The organism is Aromatoleum toluolicum, from assembly GCF_012911005.2.
GTDB lineage: Bacteria > Pseudomonadota > Gammaproteobacteria > Burkholderiales > Rhodocyclaceae > Aromatoleum > Aromatoleum toluolicum.
This window is the reverse complement of the sequence record NZ_WTVS01000073.1, coordinates 1-24,182: the sequence shown is the minus strand read 5'-3', so window position 1 is coordinate 24,182 and position 24,182 is coordinate 1. Positions and strand designations below refer to the sequence as shown.

The 24,182-nt window shown below is 65.7% G+C and carries 20 protein-coding genes; 9 read left to right on the top strand and 11 right to left on the bottom strand.

The genetic code is table 11. The features are described 5' to 3' along the window. From GPA27_RS23650 to GPA27_RS23605, 10 genes are all read right to left on the bottom strand, one after another. Positions 1-253, bottom strand: a 253-nt coding sequence (locus GPA27_RS23650; RefSeq protein WP_169142889.1) for a phosphoadenosine phosphosulfate reductase domain-containing protein, incomplete at its 3' end; no start/stop codon positions are given. Positions 254-344: 91 nt separating this feature from the next. Then, entirely contained in the window at positions 345-2,813 is a 2,469-nt protein-coding gene (gene cofH / locus GPA27_RS23645; RefSeq protein WP_169142888.1) for a 5-amino-6-(D-ribitylamino)uracil--L-tyrosine 4-hydroxyphenyl transferase CofH, read from the bottom strand. Then, entirely contained in the window at positions 2,795-3,427 is a 633-nt protein-coding gene (gene cofC, locus GPA27_RS23640) for a 2-phospho-L-lactate guanylyltransferase (RefSeq protein ID WP_169142887.1), read from the bottom strand. Before cofC ends, cofH begins: the two co-directional genes overlap by 19 nt. 309 nt (positions 3,428-3,736) lie before the next feature. Next, positions 3,737-4,687, bottom strand: a complete 951-nt coding sequence (cofD, locus tag GPA27_RS23635; protein ID WP_169142886.1) for a 2-phospho-L-lactate transferase — start codon at positions 4,685-4,687, stop codon at positions 3,737-3,739. After that, positions 4,684-5,451: a coenzyme F420-0:L-glutamate ligase gene (cofE, locus tag GPA27_RS23630; RefSeq protein WP_169142885.1), complete on the bottom strand. Its 768-nt coding sequence runs from the start codon at positions 5,449-5,451 to the stop codon at positions 4,684-4,686. Before cofE ends, cofD begins: the two co-directional genes overlap by 4 nt. A 10-nt stretch (positions 5,452-5,461) precedes the next feature. Further along, entirely contained in the window at positions 5,462-6,142 is a 681-nt protein-coding gene (npdG, locus tag GPA27_RS23625) for an NADPH-dependent F420 reductase (RefSeq protein WP_169142884.1), read from the bottom strand. Between the two features lie 123 nt (positions 6,143-6,265). After that, positions 6,266-6,730: a nuclear transport factor 2 family protein gene (locus tag GPA27_RS23620; RefSeq protein ID WP_169142883.1), complete on the bottom strand. Its 465-nt coding sequence runs from the start codon at positions 6,728-6,730 to the stop codon at positions 6,266-6,268. A 63-nt stretch (positions 6,731-6,793) separates the two neighbouring features. Continuing rightward, complete coding sequence (locus tag GPA27_RS23615; RefSeq protein ID WP_169142882.1) at positions 6,794-8,926, bottom strand: oxidoreductase; 2,133 nt, start codon at positions 8,924-8,926, stop codon at positions 6,794-6,796. Positions 8,927-8,934: 8 nt separating this feature from the next. Continuing rightward, entirely contained in the window at positions 8,935-9,765 is an 831-nt protein-coding gene (locus GPA27_RS23610) for an alpha/beta fold hydrolase (RefSeq protein ID WP_169142881.1), read from the bottom strand. Positions 9,766-9,815: 50 nt separating this feature from the next. Further along, a complete protein-coding gene (locus GPA27_RS23605; RefSeq protein ID WP_169142880.1) occupies positions 9,816-11,156 on the bottom strand; it encodes a spinster family MFS transporter in 1,341 nt (446 codons plus the stop codon). A 312-nt stretch (positions 11,157-11,468) separates the two neighbouring features. Between GPA27_RS23605 and GPA27_RS23600 the strand changes: the two genes are divergently transcribed. The 9 genes from GPA27_RS23600 to GPA27_RS23560 all read left to right on the top strand — a co-directional run bounded on the left by GPA27_RS23600 (position 11,469) and on the right by GPA27_RS23560 (position 22,871). After that, on the top strand, positions 11,469-13,037 hold the full coding sequence (locus GPA27_RS23600) for an amidase (protein ID WP_169142879.1): 1,569 nt from the start codon (positions 11,469-11,471) through the stop codon (positions 13,035-13,037). 16 nt (positions 13,038-13,053) lie between these two features. Beyond that, positions 13,054-13,935 carry an SDR family NAD(P)-dependent oxidoreductase gene (locus GPA27_RS23595; RefSeq protein ID WP_169142878.1) on the top strand — a complete coding sequence of 294 codons (882 nt, stop codon included), beginning with the start codon at positions 13,054-13,056 and terminating at the stop codon, positions 13,933-13,935. A gap of 91 nt (positions 13,936-14,026) precedes the next feature. Beyond that, a complete protein-coding gene (locus GPA27_RS23590) occupies positions 14,027-14,812 on the top strand; it encodes an SDR family oxidoreductase (RefSeq protein ID WP_256223095.1) in 786 nt (261 codons plus the stop codon). Positions 14,813-14,821: 9 nt separating this feature from the next. Next, positions 14,822-15,283, top strand: a complete 462-nt coding sequence (locus GPA27_RS23585) for a MaoC family dehydratase (RefSeq protein WP_169142877.1) — start codon at positions 14,822-14,824, stop codon at positions 15,281-15,283. Positions 15,284-15,363: 80 nt separating this feature from the next. Further along, positions 15,364-16,566 (top strand): acetyl-CoA C-acyltransferase, encoded by a 1,203-nt coding sequence (locus tag GPA27_RS23580; protein WP_169142876.1) that lies wholly within the window; start codon positions 15,364-15,366, stop codon positions 16,564-16,566. Positions 16,567-16,980: 414 nt separating this feature from the next. After that, positions 16,981-18,366, top strand: coding sequence for a DUF1329 domain-containing protein (locus GPA27_RS23575; RefSeq protein ID WP_169142875.1), 1,386 nt, complete (start codon positions 16,981-16,983; stop codon positions 18,364-18,366). 27 nt (positions 18,367-18,393) lie between these two features. Further along, positions 18,394-20,085, top strand: coding sequence for a DUF1302 domain-containing protein (locus GPA27_RS23570; protein WP_169142874.1), 1,692 nt, complete (start codon positions 18,394-18,396; stop codon positions 20,083-20,085). 554 nt (positions 20,086-20,639) lie between these two features. After that, complete coding sequence (locus tag GPA27_RS23565; protein WP_169142873.1) at positions 20,640-21,575, top strand: surface-adhesin E family protein; 936 nt, start codon at positions 20,640-20,642, stop codon at positions 21,573-21,575. 270 nt (positions 21,576-21,845) lie between these two features. Beyond that, on the top strand, positions 21,846-22,871 hold the full coding sequence (locus GPA27_RS23560; RefSeq protein ID WP_169142872.1) for a DUF4238 domain-containing protein: 1,026 nt from the start codon (positions 21,846-21,848) through the stop codon (positions 22,869-22,871). 468 nt (positions 22,872-23,339) lie between these two features. Here the strand turns inward: GPA27_RS23560 and GPA27_RS23555 are convergent. Next, on the bottom strand, positions 23,340-24,182 hold an 843-nt coding region (locus GPA27_RS23555), incomplete at its 5' end, for an NAD(P)H-dependent flavin oxidoreductase (protein ID WP_169142871.1).

The window sequence follows — 24,182 nt, the reverse complement described above, 5'->3', positions numbered from 1 at the left end:
TCAGGTCGAGCCCGAGCTTGCTCACCATCTCGTCGCGAAAGGTGTACATGTCGCGGAACTTCCAGCGCGTGTCGACATGCAGCAGCGGGAAGGGCGGGGGCGCCGGGTGGAAGGCCTTCATCGCGAGATGCAGCATCACGGCGCTGTCCTTGCCGATCGAGTACAGCATCACGGGGTTGTCGGCCTCGGCGACGACCTCCCGCATGATGTGGATGCTTTCGGCTTCGAGCCGTTGCAGGTGGGTGAGTGTCATGGGTTCTCCAGCTTCGTTGCAGGATGTCGGGACGTGGGTGGTCTTCCCGAGCCGGGTTACCGGCGCGGGGGCGGTGCTTCGATGAGTGGGGTCAGGCCGGTGTGCGGATGCGCAGCACCTGCCGGGGTGGTGGCGTCGTCCCGGTGCTGGCGCACGGGCCGCCTTGCGCCCGGCCGTCATTCGCCCGCGGGGCTTCGCCGCCGCAATCGCTTTCCTGCCCGAGCGTTTCGTACAGGGTTGTTCGCTGCTGCAGCGGCCGCTGGCAGCGTGCTGCGATCGCGCGCAGGTCGTCGGTTTCCATCAGCTGCCCGTTCGCTCCGCCGGCTGCGCGCGTAATCGATTCATACATCAGCGTGCCGCCCAGATCGTTCGCGCCGGCCTGCAGGCACAGCGCGGCGCCTTCCGCGCCCATCTTCACCCACGAGGTCTGGATGTTCGGGATCAGTGGGTGCAGTGCGAGGCGGGCGACAGCGTGCATCAGCACCGCCTCGCGCAGCGTCGGGCCGGAGCGGGCAAGGCCCTTGTGCCACAGCGGGGACTCCATGTGCACGAAGGGCAGGGGGACGAATTCGGTGAAGCCGCCGGTCCTGGCCTGCAGGCGGCGGATCGCGAGCAGGTGGCGCGCCCAGTGCTTCGGGGCGTCGACGTGGCCGAACATGATCGTCGCCGTGCTGCGGATGCCGAGCTCGTGCGCGGTCTGCATCACTTCCAGCCATTGGGCGGTGTCGAGCTTGTCGGGGCAGATGATCGCGCGGACCTCGTCGTCGAGGATTTCCGCCGCGGTGCCGGGCAGCGTGCGCAGCCCGGCCTCCCGCAGGCGCAGCAGGTAGTCGCGCAGCGACAGGCCGAGCGTCGCGGCGCCATGGCGGATCTCCAGCGGCGAGAAGGCGTGGATGTGCATCCGCGGTGTGGCGCGTCGCACCGCCACAAGCAGCGCCAGATAGGTCTCTCCGTCGTAGTGCGGGTGGATGCCGCCCTGCATGCACACCTCGGTCGCGCCGCGTAGCCAAGCCTCCTCGGCGCGCGCCGCGACCTGGTCCGCTTCGAGCCGGTAGGCCGGGCCGCGCAGCGTGGAGGCGGCATGGCTCTTGGCGAAGGCGCAGAAGCCGCAGCGGTGCTGGCAGATGTTGGTGTAGTTGATGTTGCAGTTGCGCACGTAGGTCACGGTGTCGCCGACCGTTTGGCGGCGCAGCTCGTCGGCGGTCTTCAGAACGGCGTGCAGGTCATCGCCGTCGGCATCGAAGAGACGCGTGATCTCGGCCTCGCTCAGCGCCTCGCCGGCGGTCGCCTTGTCGAGCGCGGAGCGGATGGCGTCCGAGGGTTCGCGGTCGTATGTCCGGGCGAGGCCCTGCAAGGCCGCCGCGGAGGGCGGTTTGCCGCTGCCGGCCAGCCAGTCGTCGGGCCGCGCGTATCCGCTCGCATCCGCGCGGCGCAGCACGGCGCTGCCGATCACCGGCGCGGTCCAGCGGGACAGCTCGCGTACGTAGGACGGGATCAGCGGCAGGCGCTGGTGCAGCTGGCGGCCGTGACGCGCGGTCTCGGCCGCGAGGGCGTCGATCTGGGGCCACGCCGCCTCGGGGTTCACATGGTCGAGCGTGACCGGCGAGATGCCGCCCCAGTCGTTGACGCCGGCGCGCAGGAGCGGTTCGAGTTCGCCGGGGCGCAGGTTGGGGGGCGCCTGGATCGACATGTGCGCGCCGAAGATGATGCGGGCCATCGCGATCGTCCAGGCCTGGTCGTCGACCGCGGGCTCCTGCGCGCCCGCCATCACGGTGCCGGACTTGGCGCGAAAGTTCTGCACGATGATCTCCTGCAGGTGGCCGTGCTGCTCGTGCAAGTCCCGCAGGGCGAGCAGGGAGTCGATCCGTTCGTCGCGGGTTTCTCCGATGCCGATCAGGATCCCGGTGGTCATCGGCACGGCGAGCTCGCCGGCGCGGCGCAGGGTCGCGAGGCGGGCGTCCGGGTGCTTGTCGACGCACTTCCAGTGCGGCCCGCCGGGTTCGCACAGGCGGGCGGAGGACGATTCGAGCATGATGCCCATCGACGCGGCCACTGGCCGCAGCAGCGCGATCTCGTCGGCGCTCATGGTGCCGGGGTTCAGGTGCGGGAGCAGGCCGGTCTCGCGATGGACCAGCGCCGCCATCTCCGCGAGGTATTCGATCGTCGAGGTGTGTCCGAGGGCGGCGAGGGCGTCGCGTGCTGCCTGGTAACGAGACTCGGGGCGTTCGCCGAGGGTGAACAAAGCCTCGTGACAGCCCGCCTCGGCCCCTGCACGCGCAATCGCGAGGATTTCCTCGGCGCCGAGATAGGCACTGGGTACGCGCCGGGGTGTGGTCGCGAAGGTGCAGTAGCCGCAGGTGTTGCGGCACAGCCGCGTAAGTGGAATGAAGACCTTGCGCGAATAGCCGACGCGGGTGCCATGGCCGCTCAGGGTCAGGGCTTCCGCCGTGTCGAGCAGCGCGTTGAACGGAGCGTGCAGGGCGAGCTGGCGGACTTCGTCGCCGGACAGGCGCAAGCCTGCACGGGCGCTCGCGAGATGGCTTAACAGGTGATCAGGCATGGCGTCGGACTCCGGCGGAGGGGGGAGATGGGCGTGAGCGTTGACGGCAGCAGGCAGGCGAGATCGGCGGGCGTGTCGATATCGAACGCGAGCGAATCCAGTTCGGGCAGCGCGGGGACGATGCCGCGGGCGTGAGCGGCGGCGAGGTGGCGGGACAGGCTGTGCGCGCCGAAATGAAAACTGAAATCCGTGACGCCCGCGACGAAGAGGGCATTGGTGCCGGTCCCGTGGCGGTCGGCAGCCAGCGCCATGCGCTGTGACCGCCCGCAACGCACGAAATGATCGATGTCGTCGGCGCGGACCAGAGGCAGGTCGGCGTGGATCACGAGCAGTTCGTCGGCACCCCGGGCCCACAGGCGCGAAGCGCCTGCAGCGAGGGCGTCGTTCAGGCCCTGCCCGCTGTCGGGCAGGCGCAGGATGGCCTGCGGAACGCGCTCCGGTTCGCTGCACACGATGGCGATCCGGTCGACCTCGCGCGCGTCGGCCAGCGCGGCGAGGACGCGCTCGAGCATCGACTGCACGAGGCTCACTCGAGTCGCCGCGTCCAGCACGCCCGCGAGGCGGCTCTTGCCGAAGCGGCGCGCCTTGAGCGGGACGAGCGCCCAGCAGCTCATCGCGGCGCTCCCGCTGCACGGGTCATCGCATCGGCTGCCCGTTGGGGGGCAATGCGCTGGGTCTGGCGAGCGAAATGAAGGTCGTGGCGTCGTGTCTGCATGGTATGTGTGCGCTTCCTGGGGAAAATTGAAACACCTCAGATATGGCGCCGGCTACTCGCTTTGTACTGTTTTGCCGCAGGCGTAATGGGTTCAAAATGGCATACGGAACAGTACCTTGGGCGAAGTTCGTTTATGCCGTTAGGGCAAACATGAGAAAGCTCGGTTTTTGGGGCGTGATGATTCCTTCGCGGGGGCGACGGAAGGACTTCAGCGTCGGGGCGTGAGGCGGGCGGCGAAGGCCAGGGTTTCGCGTGCGACGCGGACGCGATCCTGCGGGGTCCGCATCAGGGTGTCGGTGACATGTACGGGCAGCGCGATGCGCTCGCGCAGATGCGCGTCGCGAACGTCGAGGACGAAGCCGTCGAGCAGGTCGCCGTAGTAGCGCACGATCTCGTCCGCGCAGACCGGCACGCCGAGCTCGGCCATGATCTTCGCGGTCGGCCCCTTGACCGCCGCTCCGCCGACCAGCGGGGATACCGCGACGATCGGCACGCGGGCGGCGCGCAGGCGCGCACGCAGGCCGGGGACGGCGAGGAGAGGGGCGATGCTGAGGTAAGGGTTGGAGGGGCAGATCACGATCGCGTCGAGCGCTTCGTCGGCGAGGGCCGTCAGCACGGCGGGCGCAGGAGCCGTGTCAGGGGCGAGACTGAATTCGATCGAGCGCGTCACCGGACGGCACTGGTGGCGGACGAAGTAGTCCTGGAAGTCGAAGACGCCTTCGTCGGTATGGACGCGCGTGCGCAGCGCTTGGTCGGACATCGGCACGATGTCAGCGCGGATGCCGAGGCGACGTGCGAGGTCGGCCGTGATTGCGGACAGTGGATCCCCGGCGGCGAGCCGGCGGGTGCGCTCGACGTGAGTCGCGAGGTCGCCGTCGCCGAGGCGGAACCAGGTCTCGCCGCCAAGGCGGGCCAGCGCGTCCATGAAGGTCCAGGTTTCGTCGCGCCGCCCCCAGCCGGTCTCGGGATTGGCCAAGCCGGCGAGCGTGTAGAGGGCCGTGTCGACGTCGGGCGAGATGTGCAGGCCCAGGTGCGTGAAGTCGTCGCCGGTGTTCACCACGATGGTCAGATGCGCATCGTCGAGCGCGTGCAGCAGGCCGTCGGCGAGCTTGGCGCCGCCCACGCCGCCGCTCAGCGCAAGGATGTGCCGATTGTTCATCGAAAGAGATCCGCCTCGAGCGGGCGCAGCAGCGCCCTGCAATCAACTTCCGGCGCGGTGGGCATGAAGCCGCTCGCCAGCACCACCGGCATCCCCTCGCTGCCTTCGCCCATCACGACCGCAGCACCCGCCGCGATGGCGTCGGCAAACGCGGTCTGCGTGATCTGCAGCGTGCGGCCGTGGCGGTCGGGGTCGCCGCGCCGGTCGATCAGGGCCGGGACGCCGGCCGAGCCCAGCGCGACGTTCACGACGCCATTGCGCCAGGGCCGGCCGAAACTGTCGCTGACGATCACGCCAACGGTTTTTCCGGTGCCGGCGCGGAGTCCGTCGCGTAACGCGGCGGCCGATTTGTCGGGGTCGAGCGGCAGCAGCAATGCGCGTTCGCGCCCGACCTCGCCAGGGACGTTAGACAGGTCGATGCCGGCGTTGGCCATCACGTAGCCGAGGCGGTGGCGCACGATCAGCACGCCCGGCACCGCGCGCAGCACGTCGGTCGATTCCGACAGCGTCAGCTCGACCAGGCGTGCGTCCTTGCCGGTGATGCGGGCGAGTTCGCGAGCCTTGTCCGAGGGCCTGACCTCGTCCAGCCAGGCGAAGCGGCCTTCGGCCTTGGAGACGATCTTCTGCGCGACGACGACGATGGTGTCGGGCTCAAGGGCGATCGCATGCGCATCCAGTGCGTGCACGATGAGCTCGTGCAGGGCGTCGCCCGACCGGACCTCCGGAATCCCGGGAAGCGCCTCGAAGCTGAGTCGGCGACGCATCGCGCTCGCCTCAGGGATTGGCAGTCATGTCGAGGTCGCCGGTGATGCGAATGCCGGCGCCGTCGACGCTGTAGATGCGGTTCAGGAAGATCAGCACGGAGGTCATCGCCTCGGCCGCGGCCGAATTCGCCAGTGCGCCGGCATGCAGGCCGCGCAGGCCCGCTGCTTCGGCGAGTGCGACCGCCTGGGCACGCGCATCCTTGTCGTCGCCGAAGACCAGCACGTCGCAGGCGACCGTCTCGTCGGTGGCAAGCTTGTGGGCCGCGACATTGTGGAAGGCGGAGACCACGCGGGCGGTCTCGCCCAGCACCTGCTGCGCGCGCAGCGCGGCACAGCCCTCCGGAGGCATCTGCACGCGCATCACCTTGGGGGGCACCAGCGGGACGGTGGTGTCGATCACGATCTTGCCGGCGACGGCGTCGCGGATCTCTTCGAGCGTCGCGACCTGCGACGCGAAGGGCACGCTGACGACGATCAGGTCGGCGCGGGCGGCGACTTCGGCGTTGCGTCCCGACTCGATCGTCGCGCCGGTCTCGGCGCACAGTGCGGCGGCGGCTTCCCGGGCCTTGTCGGCCTCGCGCGATCCGATCGCCACGCGCAGGCCGGCCTTCGCCCACCTGCGGGCGAGCGCCGCCCCCAGCTTGCCCGTGCCGCCAATCACGCCGATCGTGCTTGTACTGTCGATGACCATCTGTCCGTCTCCTTTGAGGTCGGCGGATGCCTGCGTCGGCACGCCGCTCCCTATGCCTGCCACGCTAAGAGACGGGGGGCGGGGCGGCATCGTCCGATCGGACGAGCCGCTTGCCGCAGGTGTTCAGCCGCCCTGCGTTGCGCGAGGCGGGCGCAGGCTGCCCGCGTGCAGGTGCCGGCTGAGGTCGCCGGTGAAATCGAGATGACGGTAGTCGCGTTCGACGAACTGCCAGGCCCCGTCGATGCGGGCAAAGCGATCGAAGTAGCGTCCGCTGGCGATCACCTGCAGCGGGAAGCCCTCGGTGCCCTGCAGCACCGTGTAGCACGAGCGCGCCCGCGCGGTGCCGGCGGCCTCGTCGATGTCGAGGATGGGATTGGTGATCAGGTGGCGCGTGCGGGGCGCGCCGCAGGGATGGATGATCAGGATACGGCGCCACAGCGCGAGCAGGCCCGTGGCGTCGAGCGTCGCTGCGCCCGTCTCCACCCGCGCATGGCGGAACAGCGCCGCGGCGTCCTCGAGGCGGCCTTCGTCGATGGCTTCGGCATAGCGGAAGAGAAGGTTGCAGATGTCCAGCGCGCTGGTGCTCATCGGGAGTCCGGTATGGAATAGGCGGCAGCAGACCGGGTGGGCTAATCCCGGCCCGTGTCGCGTTTAGACTGCCAGTCCGGCGAGCATGCCCGACTTGACCGCGCCCTCGATGTAGCCGAGCTGCGCGCCATCGCCGACGGCGCTCAGCGGCACTCCGGCCGCTTCCAGCGAGCGCGCCAGACTGTCGTCGGGCCGCGCGCCGACGGCCAGCACCACCGACTCGGCCGCGAGTTCGTGGCGATTGCCCTCGGCGTCGGTGTAGGTCAGCTTCTTCTTCTCGATTGACTCGACCTTCACCTTCGTATGCAGCACGACGCCATGCTGGCGCAGCGTGTCGAGCACGCGCCAGCGGCGCACGATGGAGAGCTCGCGTCCGAGGCTGGGGCCTTCCTCCAGCACCACGACCTCACGGCCACGGTCGACGAGGAACTCGGCCAGCTCGACCCCGACGAGGCCACCGCCGATGATGGCCACCTTCTTGCCGAGCGGCATCCACACTCGCGACAGGTTCTGGATGGCGTCGGTGCTGTCGGTGACGCCGACGAGGCTGCCGGCCTTCATCAGCGCGCGCTGGGCGAGAGAGAGCTTGCGCTTGGCGATCTCCTCGGCGCGGTCGTCGGTCATCAGGCGCCGCAGCTCGTCGCCCGACCAGACGTGGTCGAGTTCCGCACCGGGAATGGGCGGGGCGTTGCGCTCGGCACCGCTCGCCACGATCACCGACGTGGCGCCGAGAGACTTGATCAGCTCCGGCGTCGCCGCGGTATTGAGACGCACATCGACATCGAGCTTGCGCATCTGCGTGACGAGATAGTCGAGCAGGGCGCCGTTTTCCGCATAGGCCAGCGCGGCGAAGAACAGCGTGCCGCCGAGCCGCCCGCTGCGTTCGAGCAGCGTGACCTTGTGGCCGCGCAGTGCCGCCGCGCGCGCGGCCTCCATCCCGCCCGGACCGCCGCCGACCACGACCACGTGGCCGGGTTTGGCCGCCGGCGCCAGACGGATTTCGGCTTCGTGACCGGTCAGCGGATTGACCGCGCACTTGACCCGCTCGTTGATGAAGATCTGGCTCACACAGGCGTAGCAGTAGATGCAGGGGCGAATGTCCTCGGGGCGGTCCTCGGCGAGCTTCTTCGGCAGCTCCGGATCGGCGAGCAGCTTGCGCGCCATCGCGACGAAGTCGCACTGGCCGGCCGCGATCGCATTATCCGCAACCTCCGGCTCCAGCCGGCCGACGGCGATCACCGGGATCTTCAGCCCTTCCTTGATCTCGGCGGCCCAGTGCAGGAAGCCGGCCTTCTGCTGCACCAGCGGCGCCTCGGTGAAGGCGACGCCGGTGCTGGTGTTGGCGTAGGCGGACACGCTCACGGCATCGCAGCTGGCGTCCTCGGCCATCTTCGCGAAGACCTTGGCCTCCTCGAGCGTGATGCCGCCGTCCATCCGCAGCTCATAGGCATCGAGGCGCAGCCACACCGGGTAGTCGGCACCGACGCGGGCGCGCACCGCGGCGATCACCTCGCGCAGGAAGCGGCCGCGGTTCTCGATGGAGCCGCCGTACTCGTCGTCGCGCTTGTTGAAGTAGCCCGACAGGAAGCCGGCGATGATGTAGGTGTGGGCGGCGTGGATCTCGACGCCGTCGAAGCCGGCCCGGCGAGCGCGGTCGGCTGCCGCCGCGAACCATTCGATCATCTGTGCGATGTCGGCCTTGTCCATCACGCGGATCTTCACGCCGGACTTCTCACGGCTCTTCGACGAACTGATGAAGGCGCCCAACTCCTCCTGCGTCAGCGCGGCGAACATGTCCGTCTTCGCCGCCGGCGGCATCGACGGCACCCACAGCTCGCGCCCCTCGGCGAGGTCGCGCACCGCGGTCTTGCCGGCGTGCTGGAGCTGGATCGCGATCTTCGCGCCGTGCCGGTGCACGCGCTCGACGATGCCCATCAGGCCGGGGATGAACTTGTCGTCCGAGAGGCCGACCTGGTAGGGCTCCGCCGTGCCGTGCGGGTAGGCGATGGCGCCGACCCCCATGGTGATCAGGCCCGCTCCGCCGGCGGCGCGCGCCTCGTAGTAGGCCTGGATGCGCTCGCCGCAAGTACCGTCGGATTCGGCGAAATTGGACCCCATCGGAGCCATCACGATGCGGTTCCTGAGCTGCATGCGGCCGATGCGGCCCGGTTGCAGCAGGTTGTCGAAATCTCCCATGACTCGGCTTACCCCTTGGTCAGAAAGTCGATGCAATTGCGGTTGAAGAGTTCGCGGTGCTCAACCTGGACCCAATGGCCGCACTGGTTGAGCAGGATCATGCGCGCGTGGCGGGCGTTCGCAAGCACCTTCAGCGCGCCCGTATGCGGGTTGAACTTGTCGTCCGTCCCCCAGAAACCGAAGATCGGCGCCTCGATCTCGTGCAGGCGTTCGGTCATGTTCGGCACCATCATTGTCGAGAACAGGTTGGCGGGCTGCGACGGTGCGATGGCGGAGCGTTCGTTGATGATCGCGTCGTCCAGCAGGGCCGGATCGAATACTTGCAGGCTCATCACATGACGCATCTCCGCGGGCCCCATCGGCCCCTTCGCGAAGGTCTCGACCATGCGCACGATGCCTTCCATGCGGAAGTAGGTCTCGCGCTCCTCGACGCCGCCCGGTGCCATCAGGATCAGGCGCTCGACCGTCTCCGGATGCGCGAGCGCCTGTCCCAGTGCGATCGCGCCGCCGAGCGAATTGCCGAGCAGGGTGCAGCGCTCGACGCCGATCGCCTTCAGGAAGGCATGCAGGTTGGCGACGAAGAAGTCGAGGTTGTAGTGCGCGTCCGCGGGCTTGTCTGAACGCCCGAAGCCCGGCAGGTCGAGCACGATGTTGCGATAGCCCGCTTCGGCGAACGCAGGATAGTTGCCCTTGAAGTTGCTGTAGCCGCTCGCGCCCGGGCCGCTGCCATGCAGCCACACCACCACCGGACCCTTGCCGATGTCGAGGTAGTGCAGGCGCAGGCCGTTCTCGAGCTCGGCGAACCGGTCGAGGGGGATGGGCAGATCGGGCGAGGTCATCGAGAAGTCTCCGGGTGGGTCAAAGTTATCTGTCTTGTTCAATTGCGCGCTCAGGCTCGAGCGGGGGCGCCGGCCATCACCGCGGTGCCGCCGAGCAGGCGGCGGCGATACCGCGGCAGGGCGCTCAGCAGGCAGATCGCGGTCAGAACGTAGAGCACGACGGTGCTGGCCAGGGCGTAGCGCAGCGCCTCGTGGCCCACGCGGTCCGCGAAGAGGTCGCTCAGTCCGCCGACGACGAGCGGACCGAGGCCGACGCCGAACAGCGTCATGCCCATGACGAAGAGCGCCGTCGCCTGACCAAGTCGATTAGGAGGGAAGAGATGGCTGATCGCGCCGAAGCAGGGTACTGCCCACCAGGTCGCCGTGAAGCTGAAGCCGAGATAGAACAGGAAGGCTTCGGGGATCGCCAGCGAGCCGACGTGAAACGCAACGCCTGCCGGCCACAGATAGAACCCCATCCCGATGGGCACGCTGATCAGGCAGCCGATGGCGGGCACGCCCAGTTGCCAGCCGGGATCGCGCACCACCAGGCGGTCGGTCAGGGTTCCGCAAAGCAAGGTGCCGATCGTCGACATGATGCCTCCGCCCAGCCCGACCAGCAGCCCGGCGTCCTGCATGGTCAGCCCGTGCGAGCGGATCAGGAAGCTCGGGTTCCAGGTGCCCATCGCATAGCCCATGACTGCCGCCAAGGTGCCGGCGGCGACTACCAGGAGGAAGGCCGGCACAGCAAGGAGTTCGCTCAGTGTCCGGCGCCAGTTTTCGCCGGCACCGCTGCCGTTCGTGGCGGCAGGCGAGGGCGGGCGCTGTGTGCGCACCGTGAGCAGAAGCAGCAGGCCGAGCAGCACCCCGGGGGCGCCGATCACGAAGAAGGCCGTGCGCCAGCCATAGGTCTGCGCAATCCAGCCGCCGAGACCGAGACCGAATACTGCGCCGAGGCTGGGGCCCATCAGGAACACCGACAGCGCTCGAGAACGCTTGTCCGCCGGATAGAGATCCGACACCATCGCCACGGAGGGGGCGGTGCCTCCGGCCTCGCCCACCGCGACGCCGATGCGGAACAGCAGCAGCATCGCGAAAGTCGTCGCCACGCCGCACAGCATGGTCATTACGCTCCATGCGATGCACGCCAGCGCGATCACCGGCTTGCGGCCGATGCGGTCAGATAGGCGGCCGAAGGGAAAGCCGAACACGGTGTAGAAGATCGCGAACGCGACGCCCGACAGGAGGCCGATCTGGGTGTCTGAGACGCCGAACTCGAGCTTGATCGGCTCGATCAGGATCGAGATCACGAGACGATCGATGTAGTTGAAGACGTATATCGTCGCCAGCATGAACAGGGCGTAGTGCGTCTGCCAGGTCACGCGATGCGGGCTGCCGGGGCTCGTGCTCACTGCCGTGTCTCCTGAGATCGATGTCTTTTCGCGAGGCGAACGGCTCGGTTCGCATCCGTGCCGGCAATTCTCCCGCTCCCTTGCAAGGGAGCATCGTCCATTCAGACGAATCGCGCACCGGCGCGCCTGTCGGCGATGACGAGATTCTTAGTCTCAACGGACGATGAGCCGTGACGGCATGCTTCGGACAATGCCTCGACTTTGGCGGCGGCCTTTCTTGCAGGGTAGAGCGCTTGCGAATCGCTCGCCGCTGATATCGTTTGCGAACTGCCGGGCTACGGATGCCTGCACGGATTACCTGGGGGAAGTGGAATGGACCAACACGACGTGGCGCAGGGGCGCCGTGACTTCCTGAGAGCTGGCGCCGCGCTGGGTGGCGCGGCGGCAATGGGGCTGGGCGCCGGCGCAGCTGCTGCCGCACGTCAGCAATCCTCCCTGCCGCTGCCCGAGTACGAGCGCTGGGACGCGACCGAGATCGCGCGCCTGATCCGGCGCGGTGACGTGAAACCCAGCGAGGTGGTGGAGGCGGCCATCGCGCGTGCGGAAGCCTACTCCGCCATCAACGCCCTGACGGTGCCGCACTTCGATCTCGCGCGCGAGCAGGCGAGGGCCCTCGACGCCGCCGGCAAGGCCAAACGCGAGGCCCGTCCACCCCTTTCCGGCGTGCCCTTCGCGCTGAAGGACCTCAGCGTCGCGATGAAGGGGACGGTGACCACCAACGGCTGCGCCTTCTTCAAGGATGCGGTCGCCGATCACGATTCCACGCTAGTGCAGCGCTATAAGGCGGCGGGGATGAACATCTTCGCCAAACTTGCGACGCCCGAGTTCGGGCAAACCGGCACCACCGAATCGCGTCTGTTCGGGGCCACGCGCAATCCGTGGAACCTCGAGCGCAGCTCGGGCGGCTCGTCCGGCGGCGCGTCGGCGGCGGTCGCCGCGGGGGTACTTCCCGTCGCCCATGCGAGCGACGGCGGCGGATCGATCCGCATCCCGGCGTCGCACTGCGGGCTGTTCGGACTCAAGCCCAGCCGCGGCCTGATCCCGATGGGGCCGGGGGCGCTGGAAGGCTGGATGGGGCTGTCGGCTCACAACGTCATCAGCCGCAGCGTGCGTGATACCGCACTGCTGATGCAGCTCAGCCAGGGCCCGGAAGCGGGAACCCGTGCTGCACCGGCCACCTCGGATCTCATGAAGGCGCTCGGCCAGGTCCCGAAGGGACTGAAGATCGGCCTCTTCGAGACCAATCTCTTCGGAATGGGCGTGCACCCCGAGTGCCTCGATGCCGTGCACAAGGCGGCAACCCTGTGTGCCGGTCTCGGCCACCATGTCGAGCCGATCTCGCTGCAACAACTGCCCTTTCTCGAGATGTTCGGCGGTATGGGCGTCATGACTGGCACCGGCATGCTGTACACGGTGCGGGCGCGGGAGAAGCTTCTCGGGCGGCAGGCGCGCGAGGATGAATTCGAGCCGATCAACTGGCTCACCCAGCAGAAGGTGCAGAAATACAGCGCCGAACAGCTCTACGCGGCGCGCTCGGTGTTCGACCAGGCGGGTCGGATCTTCGACGAGGTGTTCGGGCGTTACGACCTGATTCTGTCGCCGACCACCGCCGCACTGCCGCCGAAGCTCGGCGAGCTGTCACTGGACCAACCGTTCGACGATTTCGCGAAGCGCGCGGTGCTCGCCTCGCCCTTTACTGCGATGTTCAACATGAGCGGCCACCCGGCCATGTCGGTTCCACTGCACTGGAGCGTGGAAGGGTTGCCGATCGGCGTGCAGTTCGCGGCCCCCTACGGCGGGGAGGCGCGCCTTATCGCGCTGGCCGCGCAGTTGGAAAAGGCCGCGCCCTGGGCAGACCGCCGCCCGCCCGCGCTGGCGTGAGATTGGATCGCATCGAATGAGCGCATTGCACGCGAGAAGCATTGCCGTCGTCACCGGAGCCAGTCGCGGCGTGGGTCGCGGCATCGCCGAAGCGCTCGGCGCAGCCGGCATGACCGTGTATGTCACCGGTCGCAGCGAGCGGGAGGGCGACTGTCGGGTGGGCGAGGCGCGCCTCGGCGGCACCATCCACGCCACCGCCGCGGCGGTCACGGCCGCCGGCGGGTGCGGGATCGCTGTGCAGTGCGACCATGCCGACGATGCGCAGGTCGAGGCGCTGTTCGAGCGTGTCGGCCGCGAACAGGGGCGGCTCGACATCCTCGTCAATAACGCGATCTACATCGACGACAGCCTCATCGAACCCGGGCCGTTCTGGACCAAGCCCCGTAGCCAGGCGCGCATCCTCGATGTAGGCCTGCGCTCGAGCTACATCGCCGCACACTGCGCCGCGCCGCTGTTGCTGAAAAGCGGACACGGGCTCATCGCCTTCACCTCGTCCTATGGCGCGGGCTGCTACATGCACGGCCCGGCCTATGGTGCGCAGAAGGCCGGTTGCGACAAGATGGCCGCCGACATGGCGGTCGACTTCGAGGGCACCGGCGTCGCCGCCGTGTCGCTGTGGCTGGGGATGCAGCGCACCGAACGCACCGAAGTCGCCGCCCGCCGTCGCCCGGACGCCTATGGCGGCGTCGGCACGCGCAGCGAAAGCCCGCAGTTCACCGGCCGCGTCATCGACGCCTTGTGGCGCGACCCCGAGCTCGCGAGCCTATCGGGTCAGACCCATATCGTGGCCGAGCTTGCGCTGCGCTACGGCGTCCGTGACGAGGACGGGCGCCAGCCGCCGTCCTGGCGTGCCACTCTCGGAGCGCCACGCGAATATCACCCTGCACGCGTCGCCTAGGTTCCCTGTTCGCATCCCGTCCGTTTTGACGATGCGGTCCTGCCGGACGGCCCCAAGAATCACGGCGTATCCATCCTTCGAGGTTTACGCCGTGAGACAAGCCCCTTCCTACGTGCCCGGTCATCAGCTGCTCGCCGGCAAGTCCGTTCTCATCACCGCCGCAGCCGGGGCTGGCATCGGCTTTGCCGCCGCGCGCAAGTGCGCCGAGGAGGGTTGCCGCGCGCTGATGATCTCGGACATCCACCCGCGCCGCCTGGAAGAGGCGGTCGCACGGCTGAAGGCCGACACCGGCCTGCAGGATGTCTGGGGGCAGCTGTGCAACGTCACGAACGAGGAAGAGGTTCAGGCCCTGGTCGCGGCGGCCGAGGACAGGCTCGGCGGTGTCGACGTCCTGATCAACAACGCCGGATTGGGCGGCGAGAAGCGCGTCACCGAGATGAGCGACGAGGAATGGACCCGTGTGCTGGACATCACGCTGACGGGCACCTTCCGGATGACGCGCGCGATGCTGCCGCACATGGAGCGGCGCGGGCGCGGCGCAATCGTCAACAACGCATCCGTGCTGGGCTGGCGCGCGCAGAAGGGCCAGGCGCACTATGCCGCAGCGAAGGCCGGCGTGATGGCGCTCACCCGCTGCTCCGCGCTGGAGGCGGCCGAACACGGCGTGCGCATCAACGCCGTGTCGCCCTCGATCGCGCTGCACGATTTCCTGAAGAAGGCCTCCAGCGAGGAGCTCCTCGCGCAACTCGCGGGTCGCGAAGCCTTCGGGCGTGCGGCGGAGGTGTGGGAAGTCGCGAACGTCATGGTATTCCTCGCCAGCGACTACGCCTCCTACATGACGGGCGAAGTGCTCTCCGTCAGCTCGCAGCAGGCCTGAGGGGGCGCGATGACCTTGGTGATTTCCAGCGCCGACGAACTCGTCGCCGCCGAGGGCCGCGACCTGGGCGTGACCGACTGGGTCGAGGTGACGCAGGAGCGGGTGAACCGCTTCGCAGATGCGACTGACGACCATCAGTGGATCCACGTCGATCGCGAGCGCGCCAAGGACGGCCCGTTCGGCGCCTGCATCGCGCACGGCTACCTGACGCTCGCGCTCGCCAACCTGTTCCTGCCGCAACTGATCCGCGCCGACCGACTGAAGATGGGCGTGAACGTCGGTTGCGAGCGCGTCCGCTTCCCCGCCGCGGTCAAGGTGGGAAAGCGCATCCGCGGCCGCGGCGAGGTCCTCAAGGTCGAGCGCATCCGAGACGCGGTGCAGTCGACCGTGCGGGTGACGATCGAGATCGAGGGCAGCGACCGCCCTGGGTGCGTCGTCGACACCATCAGCCGCTACACCTTCGAGGACTGAACGTCCTCCCTCCGTATGCAGCAGCACCGGCATCCATGCCGGCACACCCACCCAAGACTAAACCAGGGAGCACAGCAGACATGAGCGAAGCCGTCATCGTATCCACCGCGCGCACCGCGCTGACCAAATCGTTCCGCGGTTCCTTCAACGACACCGAGGCGCCGGTACTCGGCGGCCATGTCGTGCGCGCCGTGGTCGAACTCGCCGGCGTCGAGCCGGAGGCCGTCGAGGACGTCATCATGGGGGCCGCCGTGCAGCAGGGCACCCAGGCATACAACATCGGCCGCCTGTGCGCCTACACCGGCGGCCTGCCGGACAGCGTGCCGGGCATGGCGCTCGACCGCATGTGCGCCTCCGGCCTGATGACCATCGGCGTCGCCGCCAAGAACATTCTCGCCGGCGAGATGAAGATCGCGGTGGCCGGCGGCGTCGAGTCGCTGTCGCTGACGCAGACCAAGCACAAGAACACCTATCGTGCACAGTCCGAGGCGGTGAAGGCCCTCGTGCCGGCCGCCTACATCCCGATGCTGGAGACGGCCGAGATTGTCTCCAGCCGCTATGGCATCACGCGGGCCGCGCAGGACGAGTTTTCGCTCCAGAGCCAGCAACGCACCGCGGCCGCACAGGCGGCGGGCCTCTTTGACGAGGAGATCGTTCCGCTCGCGGCCAGGAGGCTGCTGTTCGACAAGGAAGGCAAGCCGACCGGTCACGAGGACGTGACCGCCCTCCGCGACGAGTGCAACCGCGCCTCGACGACGCTGGAAGACCTCGCGAAGCTGCAGCCGGTCTTCAAGGACGGCCAGTGGGTCAGGCAGGGCGAGTACATCACGGCCGGCAACGCGTCGCAGCTGTCCGACGGCGCCTCCGCGGCCCTCGTGATGAGCCGTGCGGAAGCCGAGCGCCGCGGCATCGCGCCCCTGGGCGCCTACCGCGGCATCGCCGTCGCGGGCTGCGCACCCGACGAGATGGGCATCGGTCCTGTGTTCGCGATCCCCAAGCTGCTCGACCGTTTCGGTCTCAGGGTGAGCGACATCGGCCTGTGGGAGATCAACGAGGCCTTTGCCTGCCAGGTGCTCTACAGCCGCGACAAGCTGGGCATCCCCAACGACCGTCTGAACGTCAATGGCGGCGCGATCGCCATCGGCCACCCATTCGGGATGTCGGGTGCGCGCATGGTGGGCCATGCCCTGCTCGAAGGTCGCCGCCGCGGCGTGAAATACGTCGTCGTGTCGATGTGTATCGGCGGGGGGATGGGTGCGGCGGGCCTCTTCGAGGTCCTGTAAGGGGGGCCGGGACGAACCACGGTCGCGAATCGCGTGCACTGCGGCCGTCTACGGGCTACGAATTCGATCTGCTGGTCGAAGCCTGGTACGAGTCGGTAGAGCGGGCCGCCGCCGCATTCGACGGAAAGGCAGTGTGGGACAGGCTTCCGAAAACCCTTACCGGTCGCGTCGATGTCGATCGATAGGTATGCATGCTGACCTACGTCACCCATCGCAGCACGTGATTGACTTTTTTCAGGGCTATTACTTTCGGGATAGTCGGCACCGTTTAGTCCCAACGGACGATGTGAGGGATGGTCAACACGAAAAAAATGGCAACAGATGCGCAGAGGCCGTAAAACGACAACCGATGGCATCTACACAAGTGTTTAACCGAAACACAGAATAAAGACGCCGAACAGGCAGGAGACATCGATGATGAAGAACCGAATCTGGATACCGGTCATGGCGACGGTGGCGCTGGCCGTGACTGCGGGACCAGCGGTAGCCAAGGTCAGCGACGCCGACGCAGTGAAGCTGGGTAAGGAGCTGACCTGCGTCGGCGCCGAGGCGGCCGGCAACAAGGACGGCACCATCCCCGCCTTTTCGGGCAAATGGCTGGGCACGCCCCCTGGAGTCAAATACACCCCGCATGTCGGGCTGCATCCCGTGGACGTCTATCCGGACGACAAACCGCTCTACGAGATCACCGCTTCGAACATGAGCAAGTACGCCGACAAGCTCAGCGACGGGCAGAAGGCGATGTTCCAGAAGTACCCGGAGACCTTCCGTATTCCCGTCTATACGACACGTCGCGATTTCCGCTATCCCGATTTCGTGTGCGAGATCGCGAAGAAGAATGCGCTCGAAGCCGAACTCGTGGATGACGGCCTGGGTTACAAGGGATACAAGGGCGCGATTGGTTTCCCAATTCCGAAGGGGCCGATGGAATTGCTCGCCAACATGAACTTCCCTTACCGCGCCTTTACGGAGAACACGACGCGCGATATTGCGGACGTCGCGTCGGATGGCAATGTGTCATCCTGGGGTCGGCAGTGGAACCGCAATTACAACGTCGTTACGCAGCCCGACGAGATCGGCAAGCCGATGGAGGGCGTGATGGCCTATGCCCGCACGGCGACGCTGCTGCCCGAGCGCGAACGTGGCGGTCTGACGGCCACTCAGGAACCCGTTAATTTCGCGCAGGGCAAACGCCTGGCCTGGCAGTATGACCCGGGGACCCGCCGCGTCCGCCAGTTGCCCGTGTTCGGTTTCGACGTTCCGCTGAACGGCACGTCCGGCAAGATGACCATCGACCAGGACCGTCTGATGAACGGCGATCCGAGCCGCTACGAGTGGAAGATGCTCGGCAAGCGTGAAATGTACATTCCTGCGAACACGTACCGTCTGCACGGCAAGAACGTCAAATACGCGGACCTTCTCAAGAAGGGACACGCCAATCCGGACTTCATGCGTTATGAATTGCGCCGGGTGTGGGTGCTGGAAGGGAATCTCAAGGAGGGTTTCCGGCACGTCTTCGGCAAGCGCGTGATGTTTATCGACGAGGACAACTGGCAGGCCTCGATGTCGGACTACTACGATCAGCGGGGCCAACTCTGGCAGCACGCCTTCATCAACCACTACTACGCCTTCGACCTCAATGCCTGGCACGCGGGAACCAGCTTCTACCACGACCTCAATTCGGGTGGTTATGTCGGCTACAACCTCTTCCAGGAACGCGAAACCGGTCCGATCCTGAACAAGGGGGATATGGCGCGCGACATGTTCACGCCGGCCGCGATCCGCGCCGGTGGCAACTGATCTGATCGAACTCGAGGGAGTAGAAGAATGACTCAGAAGCGTAGCTTGTCCCCGCTGGTCGCGGCACTGATGTGCGCCGGGCTCGCGAACCCCGCGATAGCCGGCGAGGCGATCAAGTTCGACAACGGCATGACGCTCGACTGGCGCGTGAACAGCACCTACACGCTGTCGACGCGCCTAGAATCCCGGGACCACCTGCTGAGCGGGACTTCCAATCCGGGTGGCAACGACGGCAACAACAACTTCGACCGTGGATCGCTCACCGCCAATCGTCTGAGTTTCCTGCTCGACGCGCACCTGTTCAAAGGGGAATCCGGCCTCGTCATGTCGGCGAGCACGTTCTATGACGATGTCTACCACCGCTCGAACGACAATACCTTTCCCGTCAACAAGCGAGGGGACGTCGACGAATTCACGAGCGATGCCAAGAAGTATCACGGCGGCTACAGCCGGATTCTGGATCTGTACGGCTACACGAGCTTCGGCGTCGGCGAGGAGGGGCGGGCGACCGTCCGTCTCGGCAGTCATGCCGTGTCCTGGGGCGAAGCACTGTTCCTCCCCGGCATCGCGCTCGCGCAGGGCCCGGCGGACGGCACCAAGACCGGCATCCCGGGGACCGAGACCAAGGATCAGCTCCTGCCCGAGGATCAGATTTCGGCGCAGTACGAGGTCAATGACAAGTGGTCCATCCTCGCTCACGCCCAGTACGGCTGGCACAAGACCATCGCTCAGGCCCCGGGCGCCTTCCTCAGCACAGGCGACAGCGTGGGCCCCGGCGCCTCCTGCCTGCAGTCCTACGTCACGGTTCCGGCCGTGCCTGCGCTCGGGTTCGGCGGGTACAACGGCTGCTCCTTCGGCCGGCGCGGCAAGGACATCCGTCCCGACGACACGGGCCAGTGGGGTATCGGCAGCCGTTACCGGATCACGGACGAGACCGAACTCGGCCTTTACTACCTCAACTACCACGATCGCACGCCGCTGCCCGAAATCAACGCCTTCACACCGCCGGTGGTCACGCTGCCGGCGGCCATGGGCGGCGCGGCGCTCGGCCGGGGCAGCTATCGAATCCGTTACCACGATGACATCCGCCTGATCGGAGCTTCCTTCAGCACCATGGTCGGCATCGCCGCGGTCGCGGGTGAGTTCTCCTACAAGCGCGGCGCTCCGGCGCTGGTGAATACCGTCATCAACCCCCGTACGGGCGCCAGTCTGCCCACGCCGACCCGCGCGGACGTGATGCAGACCAACCTCAACACCTTCATCAACTTCGGCCGCACCATCCTGGCGCCGCAGACGCTGTTCCTCGCGGAGTTTGCGTACGTCGACGTTTCGAACGTCGATGCAAGGAAGGCGGTTGGCGTGGAGGCAATGGGGCCAGCAGCGGCGTTCTTCCCGGCATCGTCGGACCTGACGTTCGCCAACCACGGCCTCGCCTTCTCATCGACCCTCACGCTGACCTATCCCGGCATCGCCGAGGGCCTCGACCTCGCCATCCCGATCAGCTACGCGCATCAGCTGAAGGGCCGCACCCTGCTGGGCGGCGTCGGCGGCGAGGGCGACCGCAGGTTGAGCATCGGCGCGAACTTCACCTACCAGCGCAACCTGCAGATCGGCCTGACGTACCTGGGCTATCTGGGCTCGGCGAGCCTGGACCCGATCGAGTACCGCCCGCTCACGGACCGCGATCAGCTGTCCCTGGTCGTGAAGTATTCGTTCTGATCTTCCTGATCCATGAAGAGAAACCGGGCCTCGTGCCCGGTTTTTTTATTTGCGGCTGATGCAGAGTCCGGGTTGCTTACACAATAGAATTGCCCGCGGACTGTCAAAATTCGGAAGGGGGTAAGGAGAACTGACAGCTGCCAGCTGTGTGTGGGGTAGTGCGGGACTGACCGTCGGCCCGATCCGACGTCCAGACTTGCGAATCTTGGTCCGGCAACGTCAGCATTCCGGTGCGAGTACTGAACTCACACATGCGGCCATTATCTGCCTGTCGAGGGTGCTACCCAATTTCCATAATTTGCACGTACAATGATCCAGCTAAATTAACCGCATCCGGCTAGCAAATTGGAACACACGTCGCCTCAGCTCGAACAGAAGCAGTCGGTGACATTGTTTTCCTAATCCAGTCATTAAATATGACAAAAAAAGACAGGTTCGCGGTCACGCAGAGCCTGTCAATTATCTTGTGTGTGGGGCATTCCATGTCGCGGAGGTCCAAACAATGCCGCCGCTCATGAGTAATCGCATCCCAAGATGCATAGAAGTCAATTCACATGCCTAGTTCAAGCGCTTTCTCACGCGTGGTCGTCATTCTGCTCACGACCGTAGTCCTTTGTGCCCAATGCGAACGGGCAACAGCCGAGTGGGTGGAGGTAAGAAAGCACCCGGTATCGACGATTTACATAGATCCTGAGATCGCGCGATATGACAATGATATCTGGTTGGCATGGATGCTAGCGGACTTCTCCCCTCCGTACAAAAATCCCCTGATCCTATCGTCGCGTTTTCAGATGGCCTACGACTGCAAAGAGCGGCGCGCTCGATTGATGACTTCGCCAATCAGTTATAGCGGTCAAATGGCATCGGGAACTGCGTCCGCGCCAGGCAACTTGCCATATCGGGAATGGAAATCGATTTTTGCGGGTTCGCTCCCCGAAATGGATTTGAATTACGTTTGCACATTGGCGGCAGCGAAAGCGTCCATCGAGCCTGTTAAGAAGTCGTGTGACGAAGCGTCCGGTAAGTTGTGCGGAACGTGGATACTTGATGCCGCCGGTACCGAGAAGAACCTGACGACAAGGCCGCGGCCGTCAAATTCATCAGCCCTTGCTGACGCATTGGGCGTTGCAGGTGGCTGGTTCGCTTTGGTGAGCTATGAATTTGATGGCGATCAGGTGGTCGAAGATGCGTATGGCGGAGACGGTAAGAGATTAATCTATCGACTAGATCGCAAACACGGGGCAGAATTCGTGTTCGTCCGGTCAGGACTTGCCGAAACATCGGCAGGAAATACATTGACGGTAACGGTTTTGGAAGGCGGCCAGTTAAGGATCGTCAATTCCAGTATCGACATGATGGCCAATTTGAGCTGGAAGAAGAGCGCAATTGCCAACGAGATGGTAGATCGGCGTGACGTATTGGCCGCCGGCGAGGCTTGGGTTAGATCCCTGCAAAACATTGTTTCGTATCTGCGGGATTCGCCTCACTGATCACGTTGCAGGTTTTGTCCCGGCCCCGCACATTCTTACGTTCCTGAGCGTCCGCCTTTCCGGATCGCCAACTTCAGCTTAGGGTCGCAATGACTCATCTGCGAGCGGCAGCTTACGAGCACCTGGCCTTCAACGGCGGCTTTCCGGCGACGATTCCGAAGAGTTGTCGGTGGCAACCGGACCCGAAGCGGACTGTAATGCTGCCAAAATTGACGCCCCGAACCCGGCACTCAACTACCGGCAAGAGGCTTAATCGGCGACAATTCGCGAATGGCTGAATCCCGCAATCACCACTACATCCCTCAAGGATACTTGCGCGGGTTCGGCTGGAAGCGCGGCAAACACTACATGGTGGTCATCCACGACTTCAAAGAGAGGAAGACCTACGAGACCAACACGCGCAATGTCTGTGCTCAACGCGACTTCATGCGGTTCGAAGCCAAGGGGCGTAAGCCGGACTGGCTCGAAGAAGAGTTTGGCAAGCTCGAATCAAAGGCTGTGGCAGCCATTCGCGAGGTGATGAAGTCAGGAGATTTTGACGGCGAAAACAAGAACTACATACTCAACTTGATGGCCTTGCTGGCCGTTCGTTCACCCGAGCAGCGTGAGAATATGCGCGAGTTTCAAGCGCGCGTGGCGCAGCGCATGATGGACTTGGTGCTCGAAACGAAGGAGCGCTGGGAGTCTCAGATCAGTGAAATGGAAGAGACTACGGGTAAACCAAGGTCGGTCACGTATGAGGAAGTCAAGGATTTCCACGAGCAGGGTAAGTACACGATCGAGGTTGCGCGCGAGCGACACATTCAGACCGAGATCAATTTGTACAACACGGTGTTGCAACTGCTTGGCCAGCGAAAGTGGACGCTATATTCAGTTCCTGGTGACTACGGCGAGTTCATTACTACGAGTCGGCCGGTGGTGATTGCGTATATCGATCCGGAAAAGGTGCCGTTGTGCCTGCGGCACTCCCCGGGCTTCGGTCTCAAGAACACGGAGGTCTACTTTCCACTGACGAAGCACGCCCTATTGGTTGGGCGTTGGGATGGCGATGTAAAGACTATCAGCCCGGCAAATCAGGCGTTCGTAGGTGTGATGAATTACCAGATGATCCAGCACTCTTACGGACTGGCGCTGTCTTCAGCCCGTGAAGTGCTATACCACGATCCGCTACTGCGACTCCAATGGGACGACAAGGTGATCGACAGGTTCACTGTTCCCCCGAGCGAAGAAGATGTCGCGCAATTCAAAGCCAACCACGGAATCGCGGACACCCCGGAAGCGAGACGAACAGACTAGTTTTGTGCCAACCGCTGACGTCGGCATATCTCCGTCAGCTTGATGAATTTCAGGTTAAATACACTCGTGGAAGCGGTCATAAGCGAACGTCGCCTCCTGGCCGGGTACGTGAGTTCGTGAACGGCCGCGTCGTGGCTTCGAAACTCGCGAAAGCCCAGTGTGCCTGAGCGGCGGCTTCAGGGAAGTCCCAATGGCCGCTTGGGGTCGCAACTTGTCGGTCGCTCGCAAGGACAGGAGACATTCGCTTTGACTACGGGCAGGACGTGTGAATGTCGATTGAGGCCGAGGCTAAGACGGCCAGCCAATCAAGCGCAAACGGCGGCCTACTGACTCAGTAACCGTCGCTCGCTGCTTGGTGCTCAGGGACGAACATGTTTTACCGAGCTTGCTGCGCGCGGGATCGCAGTTTCCAGGTCCGGCCGAGCACATGCACGGACTGCTAGGCCGCCGTCATTGGCAGGCACCGAGTCAGCGGGTATGCGCCGCCACCGTCGCCGCCGCGTCGTATTCCCCGCGCAGTCGCGCGACCAGTTCGGCGACGCTGGGGACATCGTGGATCGACCCGATGCCTTGGCCCGCAGACCACACGTCCTTCCACGCTTTGGGTTTGTGCTCGATCCCGGCGAAGAGGTCGTCCTTGCCGCCGGTTTCTCGCCCGATGAGTCCGTCCGGGTCGATACCGGCTGCAAGCACGCTGTTCCTGAGGTAGTTGGCCGAAATTCCGCTGAAAGCGGGGGTGTAGAGGATGTCGGCGGCGGTATCGCGCACGATCATTGCCTTGTGGGCGGGGTCGGCGGCGGATTCGCGGGTGGCGATGAACCGCGTGCCCATGTAGCCCAGATCGGCGCCGAGGATTTCGGCGGCGCGCAGACTGCGGCCGGACGACAGCGCGCCGGCGAGCACGAGCGGGCCGTCCCAGAATTCCCTCACCTCGGAGACGAACGCGAACGGCGACAGCGTGCCGCCGTGGCCGCCGGCACCGGCGCAGACGAGGATCAGCGCGTCGACGCCGGATTCGATGGCCTTGCGCGCGTGCGCGACGCTGATGACGTCGTGCAGCACGATGCCGCCGTAGCCGTGAACCTTGTCGACGACCTTGTCGGGGCGGCCGACCGAGGTGATGACGATCGGGACGCGGTGCGCGACGACGCGGCCGAGGTCCTCCTCCTGCCGCGGATTGGACTTGTGCAGGATGAGGTTAACCCCATGCGGCGCGGCAGGGGTGTCGGGATGCGCGTCGTTCCATGCGTCGAGCTCGGCCTGGATGTGTTCCAGCCAGTCGCCGAGCGCTTCCGCGGGGCGGGCGTTGAG